The sequence below is a fragment of the Actinophytocola oryzae genome, assembly GCF_004364325.1.
Classification (GTDB): Bacteria; Actinomycetota; Actinomycetes; order Mycobacteriales; family Pseudonocardiaceae; genus Actinophytocola; species Actinophytocola oryzae.
In genome coordinates this window covers 172,376-184,448 of record NZ_SOCP01000015.1, presented here as the reverse complement: position 1 = coordinate 184,448, position 12,073 = coordinate 172,376, and the positions used below count along the sequence as shown (strand labels likewise).

10 protein-coding genes are annotated in these 12,073 nt (G+C 66.6%); 9 read left to right on the top strand and 1 reads right to left on the bottom strand.

Annotated elements, in window-relative coordinates; all coding sequences use genetic code 11:
• Positions 1-181: 181 nt before the first annotated feature.
• From CLV71_RS33650 to mobF, 4 genes are all read left to right on the top strand, one after another.
• Complete coding sequence (locus CLV71_RS33650; RefSeq protein WP_133906920.1) at positions 182-664, top strand: single-stranded DNA-binding protein; 483 nt, start codon at positions 182-184, stop codon at positions 662-664.
• A 129-nt stretch (positions 665-793) separates the two neighbouring features.
• Positions 794-1,195, top strand: a complete 402-nt coding sequence (locus tag CLV71_RS33645) for a hypothetical protein (protein ID WP_133906919.1) — start codon at positions 794-796, stop codon at positions 1,193-1,195.
• Positions 1,196-2,656: 1,461 nt separating this feature from the next.
• Complete coding sequence (locus CLV71_RS33640; protein WP_133906918.1) at positions 2,657-3,631, top strand: hypothetical protein; 975 nt, start codon at positions 2,657-2,659, stop codon at positions 3,629-3,631.
• A gap of 272 nt (positions 3,632-3,903) precedes the next feature.
• A complete protein-coding gene (gene mobF / locus CLV71_RS33635) occupies positions 3,904-7,725 on the top strand; it encodes a MobF family relaxase (protein ID WP_166664367.1) in 3,822 nt (1,273 codons plus the stop codon).
• Between the two features lie 239 nt (positions 7,726-7,964).
• Here mobF and CLV71_RS33630 read toward each other — a convergent pair whose 3' ends face one another.
• Entirely contained in the window at positions 7,965-8,231 is a 267-nt protein-coding gene (locus CLV71_RS33630) for a hypothetical protein (RefSeq protein ID WP_133906916.1), read from the bottom strand.
• A gap of 132 nt (positions 8,232-8,363) precedes the next feature.
• On the opposite strand from CLV71_RS33630, the gene CLV71_RS33625 reads away from it, so the two are divergent.
• The 5 genes from CLV71_RS33625 to CLV71_RS33605 all read left to right on the top strand — a co-directional run bounded on the left by CLV71_RS33625 (position 8,364) and on the right by CLV71_RS33605 (position 11,854).
• Complete coding sequence (locus CLV71_RS33625; RefSeq protein ID WP_133906977.1) at positions 8,364-8,600, top strand: hypothetical protein; 237 nt, start codon at positions 8,364-8,366, stop codon at positions 8,598-8,600.
• On the top strand, positions 8,597-9,142 hold the full coding sequence (locus CLV71_RS50490; RefSeq protein WP_133906976.1) for a DUF6879 family protein: 546 nt from the start codon (positions 8,597-8,599) through the stop codon (positions 9,140-9,142). The genes CLV71_RS33625 and CLV71_RS50490 overlap by 4 nt, the downstream gene beginning before the upstream one ends.
• Positions 9,096-9,983, top strand: a complete 888-nt coding sequence (locus CLV71_RS33615; RefSeq protein ID WP_341771691.1) for a helix-turn-helix domain-containing protein — start codon at positions 9,096-9,098, stop codon at positions 9,981-9,983. Before CLV71_RS50490 ends, CLV71_RS33615 begins: the two co-directional genes overlap by 47 nt.
• A 129-nt stretch (positions 9,984-10,112) precedes the next feature.
• Positions 10,113-11,264: a radical SAM family protein gene (locus tag CLV71_RS33610; protein WP_133906914.1), complete on the top strand. Its 1,152-nt coding sequence runs from the start codon at positions 10,113-10,115 to the stop codon at positions 11,262-11,264.
• A complete protein-coding gene (locus CLV71_RS33605; RefSeq protein ID WP_133906913.1) occupies positions 11,261-11,854 on the top strand; it encodes a 3'-5' exonuclease in 594 nt (197 codons plus the stop codon). The genes CLV71_RS33610 and CLV71_RS33605 overlap by 4 nt, the downstream gene beginning before the upstream one ends.
• The last annotated feature ends 219 nt before the right edge of the window (positions 11,855-12,073 follow it).

Here is a 12,073-nt window from a genome sequence, read left to right as displayed (position 1 = left end):
ACCCGCCCGGAGAAGACAAGCCGAGCTTCGCTCGGTCGCCTCCGGCGATCTTCCCCGACCGGCCGACCCAGAACCCCCGCCACCCCTTCGGGCCCCGGCATGACCTGATCACGCATGCGGCAGATCGACAGCACCACGATCCCGCACCCGGTGCGGGTGGAACTGAGAAGGAGACAGAACAATGGCTAACGAGCCGGTCGTCACCATCGTCGGAAACCTCACCGCCGACCCCGAACTGCGCTTCACCGGCAACGGGCACGCCGTCGCCAACCTCACCGTCGCCGAGACACCCCGCCAGTTCGTCCAGGGCGCCGGCTGGAAGGACGGCGACCCCCTGTTCATGCGGTGCACCATCTGGCGAGACATGGCCGAAAACGTCGCCGAGAGCCTTCGCCGGGGGATGGGCGTCATCGTCCAGGGACGCCTCAAGCAGCGGAACTTCGAGACCCGCGAGGGTCAGAAGCGTTCCGTGATCGAGCTGGAGGTCGACGCGATCGGTCCGAACCTGCGGTGGCACGTCGCCACGGTCGCGAAGGCCGGCCGTGGCTCCGCTCCGACCCGCGCCGAGGCGCCGTCCACGACCGAGGACCCCTGGAGCAACGCCGAGGCGGAGCGTGAGCTGGTCGGCGCGGCCGCCGGCGGCGGTGACAAGCCCCCGTTCTGATCGCGGCCGGACCAGTCTCTGACCACTCGACCGAGCAGGTGCCGTCCAGCCCCACGGACGCCGCCTGCTCCTCCTGGGGCCGGGCACCTCGTCAGGTGCCCGGCCCCAGGCCGTTCCAGGAGTCCTACCTTGCGCCCTCTCCTCCCATCGACTGCCGAGCCCGCCGGTCTGTTCGATTTCGGCTATGCCCGGCACGACTCACTCATCCCCAGACCGCCCTACCACCAGCCACTCCCGAGCACCCCACCACCTGCGGGCGACCCGAAGGCTGACCTGTGTGGCTGCCCCGCCTGTCTGAGCGGCCGCTACTACGACGTGTCCCCAGCCTGCCGGTTCTGGCGCAGGGACTGCGAGGTCTGCCACGGCACCCGCACTCACGCCCGCCGACTTCCCGGCATGCTCCGCCGCACCCTGCTGGACTGCGTGCTCTGCGCGACCGAGTGGAACCAGGACGTGACCTGGTTCTATCTCGCCTTGAGCGATTCGCCGGACAAGGCCGCCGTCACCCAACCGTCACGGGGGAGGAGCTGACGTGTCGCCCCGGCTCCGGCCTCTCCGCCGACGCTGCCAGCATTGCGGTGCGCCCGCACGTCTGACCTACCACGGCTGGTGTCCCGGCTGCGTCCGTCGCTGCTGCGATGAGGGTGACGGCCCGCGTGTCGGCCTACCCACACCCGTCGACGTCGACCACGCCCTCGGCCAGCTCGACGCCCACCTCCGCATCGACGGCTACCGACCACGTCGCTGCTGGACCTGCGCACTGCTCATCGACTACTGCCCGGAGTGCGACACCGCCGTCACGGCCATGACCGCGGACGACCTCGCCAGCCACGGCGTCGTCAGCAACCGGGTCGGCGGCGGCTGGGTCGTCATCGGTTGTGAAGGCTACGTCACCGCAGGCCTCCGCTCAGCAGCAACTCGAGCTGGGACCTGACCACCGCCCTCACCCGAGCTGGCGACCTCCTCACCAATCCCGATCCCACGAGAGGGCCTCATGTTGCACGATGAGCACACCATCCCGAACGGAGGTCCAGCCACGTTCGCCCTCCTGGCCTGTGGCTGCCACACCTTCTACCCCGGCCACGACATCGCGCCCGGTGACTCGGTCAGCTGCCCGTCGCCAGCTCAGTGCACGGGCGCGGCAAGCGGGTCAACCACCGTCACCTCGACCCTCACCGGAACGGCGCAGCCAACAGGCAGTATGGCGGCCGCATGACGCGACACGGCTGACGCATTTCCCCTGTACGAACGTACCGTGACCGGCGCTGCGGACACCGCGCGCGAAGACTTTCGACGTCCTCGTGCCGGGGTGTTCAGAACCGCTCGACGGCAGGTCGTGGGATCGTCTTACGCCGGGTTACGCGACGATCGGTAAGCCCCAGGGGAGGATGACGGGTGTGCCAGCGCAGAAGCCCGAAGGCTTACCGATCCCGAAGGGCCGGCCGACCAAGCTGCGCTGGCACGATGCCTGCCGCGTCACCCGGGCTGATTGACACCCTGGACGACAGGCTCGATCAGTCTATCCAGACAGTCAGTTTCAGCGGACGCGCCAGGGCTCGTGTCGTGACGTCCTGAGTGGGTCGCAGCCGCGCGTCACCAAACACCCTTCGCTTTTGAGCGTCTCATGGCGGGGTGGTCGCCTCAAGGGCGCCTGACGGCGTCGGCTTCGCCGATCGAGCAAGCTCGACCCTTGACCCGACCACCCCGCCACCAGTGCCGAAAAGCGCGAAGGGGCGGCAGGAAAAAGAGGGTAAACAAACAAAGCGCAAATATCCATTTCTTCCAATTTGTGCCGTGTCCATCTATTCCGCCAAAAAGACAGCAATTGATGCTCGAAAACCTTGTCAAATCGCTATATGAGACGATAGAATCGAGATTGAAGGAAACGCCGAGAACGACCAAGCTCGGCGGGTCACCGAAGTTGATTAAAGGATATTACTCGAAATGACTCAGTCGCCTTGTGTTTCTGACGCAATCACCGACGTTGCCGTGATGATCAGGAATGGCAAGCTCCGGGACGCCAAGCGCCTCATGGCCCGGTTGCTCGACAACGTCGAGCCGCACGTCCTGGCCCTGCTCACCGAGTGTGCCGACATCCTGTCGCATCCGAACGCCGTTGCCCGTCCCAAGCTGCTCGCTCTCTGGGGTGAGCACCAGGCACACCCCGTCGCCCTGAAGATCATCGCAGCGTGCGCGCCCGCGCGCGACGAATGGGAGTCCCGCGTGGTGGACCTCCCGGAGGCCGCTCCCGTCCGCCCGGACAGCACGCGACCCAGCAGCCCCGTTCGGACCCGCCGCAGCGCACCGGCAAGCCGTAGCGATCTCCGCGCCCGCCGCATCCGTGGCCGAGCTGCCCAGAACGCCGATGCCTACGCCGAGCACCGCGCAGGCGTCGACGACCAGCCCGCATACGGCCCACGACCCGACGCCTACGCGATCGACTACGACAACGCCGCCCTCTACGCCCTGCGCGGACTGGACTGCGTGACGTGCTGGACCGAGCGCACCCGCGCCGACCACGCCCCACGAGTCCGGGAAGGCGACCTGTCCGACGACGGACTGTGCTCCGAGTGCCGCGACAAGGGCCGCGAAGGCATCCCCAGCCTGCCCGCCAACTTCACCGTCGCCGACGCCGTGGCCGCCCGCTGCACCTACATCGCAACCCGCCACCGTCCCGCCACCGCGCGAACCCTGCTCAACAGCGAGTGGCACGCCGTCGGCCCCGAGGCCAAGGCACTCATCAAGGCATGGTGCGCGGCCAACGCGGACCTGGTCAACGCCGAACCACCCAAGGACGACACCGCCACGGCCGTGTGTGCGTGCACCAGCACAACCCGAGTGCGCGACGGACTGTGTGCCGACTGTCGGGAACTCGCGAAAGGGACGATCGCAGGCCCGCGCATGAACTCCGAGCGGGGTCGCGGAGAACTCCGGATGCGTGCTGCCATGGCGACCGCCGCAGCCTGACCCCGGCGGTGCGTGGCCCCGACCCCTTGGGGTCACGCACCGCCACCCGCCCTCCCAGCACTTCACGCCAGCCTCTATCCCCACGTACTCCTAAATGATCAAACCCCGGTTCACTTCAAGATCATTCATTACCCCTATCCCTCTCAAGATCAAAAGATCACACACCTCTGGCACTTGCAGTGTGCGGAAGCAAATCCACTCCGGACGTCGCGTAGACTTGGTGTCCTGGGGGGAAGGGGCCACGGGCCCGCACGGTGACCATGACGTGTCACGTGCTGCACGCTGGGGATGGCTATCAGTACCTGACGCGTCAGGTCGCCAGTGGGGACGTGCAGCGCTCCGCGCACGATCCGCTCGTCGCGTACTACACCGTTGAAGGCAACCCGCCCGGCCAGTGGGTTGGGTCCGGGATCGCCGATCTCGACGTGTCCGGGATCGTCTCGGAAGAACAGATGCTCGCCTTGTTCGGCGAGGGTCTGCGGCCGGACGCGAACGCGTTCATCGCCGAGCGGGTCGCCGCGGGGATGTCGTTCGAGAAGGCTCGCGGGCAGGCGCGATTGGGGCGCCGGTTCGCGCAGTACGACAACGAGATCCCGCTTGTCAGGGATGCGGCCGCTGCGTACGCGGCGTTCGAACGCGAGCATCACCGTCGGCCCTCTGTTGTGGAGCGTCGCCGGCTCAAAGAGGACATCGCCCAGGCGCACCTTTCCGGCCACGGGTCGTGCCTGGCCATCACCGCCGAGGCGATCAAGAAGTACATCGCCGACGAGTTGGGCCGCGCTCGGCACGCCGTGGCTGGGTTCGACCTGGTCTTCTCGCCGGTCAAGTCCGTGTCGCTGCTGTGGGCGCTGGGTGGTCACGAGATCCGCGCCGCGGTGGAGGAGATCCACGAGGCCGCCTGGCGCCGCGCGCTCGTCTACGGCGAGCAGGTCGCCGCGTTCACCAGAATGGGCGCCGGTGGCATCGCTCAGGTGCCGTCCAAAGGCTTTGTCGCCGTCGCGTTTGTCCATCGTGACTCGCGAGCGGGTGACCCGGATTTGCACACTCACGTGACTGTGGCGAACCGGGTGATGGGGGAGGACGGGCGATGGCGGACCCTGGACAGCAAACAATTGCACGCGGCTGCCGTCAGCATGAGCGAGGTCTACAATTCGACGGTTGAGCAAGGAATCGTCGACCGCTTCGGTGCGGAATTCGTCGATGTTCCAAAAGGGCCCGGCAAACGGGCCGTTCGTGAAATCGCGGGCATGCCCCTGGAGTGGATCCGTGGGTTCAGCCGCCGCCGTACGCAGGTGGAGGCAGGTTACGACGAGTTGGTCCGTGACTACGTCCGCCGCCACGGCCACACCCCGCCGCGCACGGTGCAGATCCAGCTTGCGCAGCAGGCCACGCTCGCCACCCGTCCGACCAAGTCCGCACTGCGCACGCTGGCTGACCAGATCGCCGACTGGACCCACCATGCCCACGAGCTGCTCCCCGGGGCCTCCATCCCCGACGTCATCGCAGGGTGCCTGCACCGGCAGACCGCGTCTCTTGAGTACGACCCCGAGCGCGTCGCCGCCGCGGTGGTGGATGTGGTGTCGGCCAACCGGGCGACCTGGAACATCTTCCACATCCGGGCCGAGGCCCACCGCCAGCTGCGGCCGGTCGACTTCGCCGGCGCCGAGGAGCGGATGGCAGCGGTCGAGACAGTCGCCCGCCTCGCGCTCGACCGCGATTCCGTGCTGCTCGACGTTGAGGTCGAGCCTGTTCCGAGCTTGCTGCAGCGGCCGGATGGGGAGTCGGTGTTCATCCGGCACGGTTCCCAGCGCTACACCAGCGAGCAGATCCTCGCCGCCGAACAACGCCTGGTCGACGCCGCGCAGACCGCAGCCGGGCCGGTGGTGTCTCGGTTCGCGCGTGACCTCGCGATCCGCCGGTTCGAGACTTCCAACCGCAAGAAGGTTCGCCTCAACCCCGGCCAACATGCGCTCGTTGAGCACTTCGTCTCCAGTGGTCTGTTCCTCGCCGTCGGTATCGGGCCACCCGGCACCGGCAAGAGCACTGCGATGCGCGCGGTCCGCGAGGCGTGGCAGTCCACCGGCGGACGTGTGCTGGGTTTCGCGCCGTCCGCCGTCGCCGCGAGCGTCCTCGGTGACGAGCTCGGCGTGCGCGCCAACACCATCCACAGTCTGCTGCTGGCGCACGCTCTCGGGGTTGACCTTGACATCCAGCGCGGCGACATGCTCCTGGTCGACGAAGCCGGCATGGCTGACACCCGCTCCCTGGACGGCGTCCGTGCCATCGCCGCCGAGCACGGAGCGGTCGTCCGGCTGCTCGGCGACCACCGCCAACTCTCCGCCGTCGAGGCTGGCGGTGCCTTGCGGTTGATCTACCACGACACCGGTGGGGTCGAGTTGACCGACGTCCGCCGCTTCGCCGACCCCGCCGAAGCCGCCGCCGTCCTGCAATTCCGGGTCGGCGACAAGCAGGCGTTGCGGTTCTACGCCGACAACGGGCGCCTGGTGGGCGGTGTTCGCGCGGTCGCTCTGGACCGGCTTTACGCGGACTGGAAAGCCGATGTCGCTGCCGGGCGCACGTCGATCATGATGTCCGACTCGACTGACGTCGCCCGCGAGCTGTCCGCCCGCGCCCAGGCCGAACGCCGCGCGACCGGCGTAGCCGAACTCGGCGGCGTCGACCTGCACGACGGCACGCACGCCGGGGTCGGTGACCGGGTCGTCACTCGCAAGAACCGCCGCCAGCTCACCGTGCTCGGCGGCCGGGACTACGTCAAGAACGGTGACCTGTGGGAAGTCGAGAAACGCCACACCGACGGACGTCTCACCGTCCGCCACGTCCAACACCGTGGCCGCCGCACCCTGCCCGCCTGGTACGTGGCCGAGTGGGTCGAGCTCGGCTATGCGGCCACCGTCCACCGCAGCCAGGGCATGACCGTCGACACCGCCCGCGCCTTCCTCACCATCGCCGCCACCCGCGAAGCCGCCCTCGTCGCCCTCTCCCGCGGCGTCCACGGCAACTACGCCTACCTCGACACCGAGACCGTGCTCCACCCCGACGAGCCCACGATCCTGCCCGGCGACCTGTTCTACCGCTACCGCGAAGCCACCCCAGCCATACGAGCCCTGGCCGCCATCCTCGCCCGCGAAGGCGCCGAACTCTCCGCGACAGAAACCCTCCGCCAAGCCCTCGCCGACCTCGAACTGCTCTCCAGACTCGTCCCCGAGTACGACTACGGCCTCGACGTCCATCGCGGCCCACACGCCGCCGAACAGGCAGAGCAATGGATCGGCGACGCATTCCCTCACCCCCGGGGTGAGGTTGACGCCGACGACGTCATCACGGACGACGCCTGGCCCGCGCTCCGCGCCCTTCTCCACAAGATCAACGACGCCGGCCGCGACCCCGTTGACCTGCTCCGCGAACGCGCCGCGAAACGCGAGTTCGCCTCCGACCCGCGCAACCCCGCCCGCTCGGCCGCCAAGGTCCTGCATTACCGCCTCGCCGACGACCTGCCCTACCCGCCGGACGGTGTCGGTCGGCCCGACCTGCTGCCCGGGTGGGTCTCCAGCCCACCCATCCCCGATCTTGACCGGCCCGACCTCGACCCCGATCGGAGCGAACTCGCCGGCTGGCTCCGTGCCCGCGCGCACCGCATCGCGGACCGCGTCCGCGACCTCGGTGAACACGCCGCCCACAACCCGCCGGTGTGGGTCGCTGGTCTCGGTGACCTGCCCCACGACCCCGTTGCTCGTGAGGTGTGGATCCGGCGTGCTGGCCACGTCGCTGCCTACCGCGAACGCTGGCAGGTCCCCGACAGCAACCCCGCCCTTCTCCCGCCGTGCGACCGCGGCGAACAAGGCCGCGCCCGCGCCTGGGTTGCCCACTACCTTGCCCAACACCCCGTGCCCGAACCGCTCGTCGACGACCAGCTCGCCGCGCGAACAAGTCAGGTGCGCAGCCGGCTCGACGCGCTGAAGATCCGCATAGCCCGACCAACGAACCCGGCGACCGACCACGAACCGAGTCCGAGCGAGGAACCAGCACCGGAGACCACGCCGGCTGCGGGACAGGACCTCGACATCGGACTGTGAATCCCGGCTCAACTCCTGCCAAGCACACCCAGAGCAAAATGGTCCGAGGAGAGAAGCATCGCGGGCCCCGACATCGCGGTGACCGAGCTGGAAAGCGCCGTTCTGTCGGGCTCCTCGGATCTACCCATTCTGGCGATGTACCGGCTGGTTGGCCGGCATCTTGTCGACCCTGTTATGCCGGAACATTGAGACACGGGAGGGCCGCCGCGTTCTGCTGGACGTGGGCCCTCCCGTCGTTCCTAGACCCGCTGGTACACGCCCAGCGTCGGTCGGTAACGGTCCTGCTCGACGAGGCGGTACCTGTGCTCGCCGTTGCTGTCGAGCGCCAGCGTGTCGTCGGGCTCCAGCTCCAGCAACTCGCCGCCCTCGGCGGCCAGCAGCCGGTTCGCGCCGTCGAGGTCAAGTTGGATCACGTCGGCGGCCTTTAGCACGACCCGCCGGCCCGCCTCGACGTCGAGCCACGGGCCAGGCAGCGGCGCGTACTGCATCTCTTCCTCGAGCCTCACGAACACACCTCCTCCAAGATGGACGGTAGCCCTTCGCAGGTCAGACGCCCAGCGGACAGTGCAGTTGACCTCTGCGGCCACCTCCGTCACGATGAACAAGCAGTTTTCTGCAAACTTCAGCAAGGAGGGCTCATGCGTGCTGATTTTCTCGGCAAGGACCCGGAGTCGACGGAGGGGGACTCGCCTACCCTGTTCGCGACCGACCGCACTGATCGCGTGACCTACATTGCCCAGGGGTGGAAGGTGACCGATCCCCAGGTCCTGGCCGACGTCGGCCCGGTACCCGATCACGAGACACTGATCGAGATCCCGGAAGACGTGCTCAAGATGTACGTGCGCCGCTATCAGCAGACGGAGGACGGCCGCTGACCCTCATCAAGCCCGGACCCGAGTTCGTTGAACTCTTCCGGTCCTTCGAACACACGGCGTTCCGGCTGGAGACGCGTGATCGGTACAACTCGCCGCGCGAAACTGAGTCGTTCCGCAAATTCCTGAGCGGCAAGCCTGACGTGTCGTATCACGAAGGCTGGTTGAGTATGGTCCGGGAGGCAACGTCCGCAGGTCGGTTGTTTTCTCGGGTTCGGGTTGTCAGCTTTCCGTTGACCGATTACACCCGCTTCGCCATGTGGGTAGCGGGCTATACCCGTGAGGCAGGCGACGACATCCGCTACCTCGCTCGTGACCAAGTCGATGCGGTCGAATGCCCTCGGCATGACTTCTGGTTGTTCGATTCGCACAAGCTGGTCATGATGAACTTCGATGAGGATGACCGCTTCGTCGAAGCAGAGGTGGTCGATGAACCGTCGGTCATCGTGGAACACAACTACTGGCGTGATGCGGTGCGTCATCACGCCATGACCCCGGATGAGTTTGTCGCCAAGTATGAACAGCGGAACGTCCAGTCTCGATGAAGCGCGTAGGGCGCTCGGCAAGCGACTCCGTGAGCTGCGCCAGGGAGCCGGGCTCACTGGCGTACAGCTCGCGGAGTCCTTGTCGTGGGTCGGCTCCAAGGTATCCAAGTTGGAGAACGGCAAGCAGACACCCACCGAGCAGGATATTCGGGCTTGGGTTGCCGCGACGAACGCCGAGGATCAAGCTGCCGGCTTGCTCGCCACACTCAGCAACCTCGAACAACAACATGCTGAGTGGCAGCGCCTGCTGAAGGCGGGTATGAAGTCGCATCAGCTGTCGCTTTCTCAACGGGATGAGAAGACTCAGCTATTTCGCGGTTTTGAGAACACGGTGATTCCGGGATTGGTGCAGACTCCTGAGTACGCTCGCGCGCGCTTTGCTCAGGTCGTGATGGTTCACAAGATACCCAACGACATCAACGAAGCCGTCAAACAGCGAATGCAACGCCAGGAGATGTTGTATCGGCCCGACAAGCGCTTCCATTTGATCATTACCGAGGCTGTCCTCCGCTATCGGCTTGTCGGGGCGGACATCATGCTAGGCCAGCTGGACCGCTTGATGGCGATCTCGCTGATGCGCAATGTCAAGCTCGGCGTCATCGGCTTCCAGACGCAGTATGTCACCGACCCTCGCCATGGCTTCTGGTTGCTGGACAACGACCTCGTGCGTATTGAAACCTACTCGGCCGAGCTGAACCTGCGCCAACCGCAGGAGATCGAGTTGTACAGCCGTGTCTTCGAGCAGCACGCGGCCGTCGCCAGCTACGGCGCTGCGGCGAGGGCGATCATCAGCCGCGTCATGGAGGATCTTGCAGCGGGGACGGAGGATCCTGTCGTCTGATTTCTACGAGATGGCGAGATCGAGTTTCTTCTAGAAAAACCGAGAAAATTTCTGGCGTGCTCGTGGCCGTCTCCCTACTGTCCTGAAGCAGATCAACCACAAGGTCCCCTCTCTGCTTCGGGAGGCTAGGTGCGTACCGCTGTCCCGCTGCTCACTCAGGAGCAGGTCGATCAGCTGCCAGACCGTGCCCGAGAGGTCGTCGAGTACCGCAAGTCCGGGCTGAGCCTGAACCACATCCAGGGCTGTCCGCTGGACTGTGCGTACTGCATACGGCACACCTACGGTCTGTGGGACCAGCGTCAGCCGCGGGCGCTGATGAGCGATGGCGAGGCTGTCGAGGAGCTGGTCAGTCACCGGTACTTCCAGCCGCACGTGACCCCGGTGCAGGTGTTCAACCGGGCGACTGACCCGTTCTTGCCTGCGGTGAAAAGGCACACCTTCGCGGTGTTGGAGGACCTCGACAGCCGAGGGTTCACCAACCACGTGCTCGTCATTACGCGCCACCAGGTGGAGGCCGAGGAGCTGCAGCGGCTCAACCGGATCCGAAACATCAGGCTGACACTGCTGTTCACCTACTCGGGCATCGACGACAAGCGGATCGAGCCCTACCCGTCCTCTGTCGCGGCCGAGTCGCTGAAACTCGCCGGCGGCGCCCGGCCACGGCGGTATCGGACCATCCTCTACTGGCGCCCCCTCGTGCCCGGCTTGAACGACACCGACGAGCACCTCAAGACCGCCTACGAGCTGAGCCGACACGCGGACGCCACGGTGTTCACCGGCATCTTCTACCGCGACCAGATCGCGGCCTACTACAAGGCGAACGGGCTGCCCGAACCCTACGGCGACACGGCACGTCGGAAGATCGTGCCCGAGACGCTGGAGCAGCGGGTACTGGCCGCCTTCATCGAATCGACCTCGCTGTTCCGCAAGACCTCCTGTGCCGTGGCGTACGCGCATGGTCTGCCGGACTACAACGGCCACTACGGCATCCGGGAGCTGTGTGACGTCTGCCCGATCAACCAGCTCAACCTGTGCCGACGGGCCCACCAGGCACCGACCGCCGAGCGGATCCACGAGGTCGCCCGCGCGCTGCCCGAGGCACGGGGCCTGAAGGTCGTCGACATCACCGAGCGCGCCGCGGTGGTCTCCGGGTTGGACACGGAACAGCCTCGCTACTACCTCCAACATGCGCTCCGCTTCCAGGTCCACGATGCTCGTCACCCGCACCATGCGCACCGGCATGGACGGGCCGACATCGGCTGGAAGGACACCACACCATGACCGACTGGACAAGCCTGCGCTACGCCGTGGTGGACGTGGAAGGCAACGGCCAGCAGCCGCCCGACCTGGTGGAAGTTGCCGCGGTGCCGATCGTCGGCGGCGTTGTGGGCGAGCCGTCGAGCTGGTTGGTGAAGCCGGCGCGGCCGATAACGCCTATCGTCCGCCGCATCCACGGCCTGAGCAACCAGGACGTGGCTGACGCGCCGTCGTTCGCGGAGGTCGAGGACGGGGTCCGCCGGGTGCTGGACGTCGACGTGCTGGTTGCTCACAACGCGCACGTGGACGTCGGAGTTCTGCAGCGTCACCTGGGCGAGTGGACGTGTCCGGATGTGCTCGACACGTTGAAGCTGGCCAAGCGCCTGCGCCCCAACCAGTCGAGCTACAAGCTCGGCGCACTAGTCGAGGCGTTCGGGCTGGCCGCAGGTCTACCGGACGGCCTCTCGCCCCACCGAGCCACCTACGACGTGTTGGTGACCGCCCGCCTGTTCGTGCAACTGGCCACCCGAACCGACAACAGACCGCGGTCGATCGAGGAACTACGCGGCGATCCACCAGGAGGAGACGAGGATGAACCTCCGACCCTTTTCTGATCACCAGCGCGGTGTGTTCGTCAGCGTGGATGGACCAAGCGGCGCCGGGAAGTCCACAATCGTCCATCACCTGGCTCAGCTGCTGGTCGCCGCTGGCGAAGACGTGCATGTCACGTCAGAACCAAGCAGCTCGGCAACGCCACGTCATCCGGCAGCACCTGGGCAAGGATCGCGGGCTTCGTCGAGACCCACATCGAGCAACTCCGGTTGTAGCAACTG

What these genes read in the sequence shown, in the direction of transcription:
- CLV71_RS33615 (WP_341771691.1), top strand. Translation starts at nt 9,096, where the DNA reads ATGAGTTTGTCGCCAAGTATGAACAGCGGAACGTCCAGTCTCGATGAA.
- CLV71_RS33650 (WP_133906920.1), top strand. Translation starts at nt 182, where the DNA reads ATGGCTAACGAGCCGGTCGTCACCATCGTCGGAAACCTCACCGCCGAC.
- CLV71_RS33605 (WP_133906913.1), top strand. Translation starts at nt 11,261, where the DNA reads ATGACCGACTGGACAAGCCTGCGCTACGCCGTGGTGGACGTGGAAGGC.
- CLV71_RS33625 (WP_133906977.1), top strand. Translation starts at nt 8,364, where the DNA reads ATGCGTGCTGATTTTCTCGGCAAGGACCCGGAGTCGACGGAGGGGGAC.
- CLV71_RS33640 (WP_133906918.1), top strand. Translation starts at nt 2,657, where the DNA reads ATGATCAGGAATGGCAAGCTCCGGGACGCCAAGCGCCTCATGGCCCGG.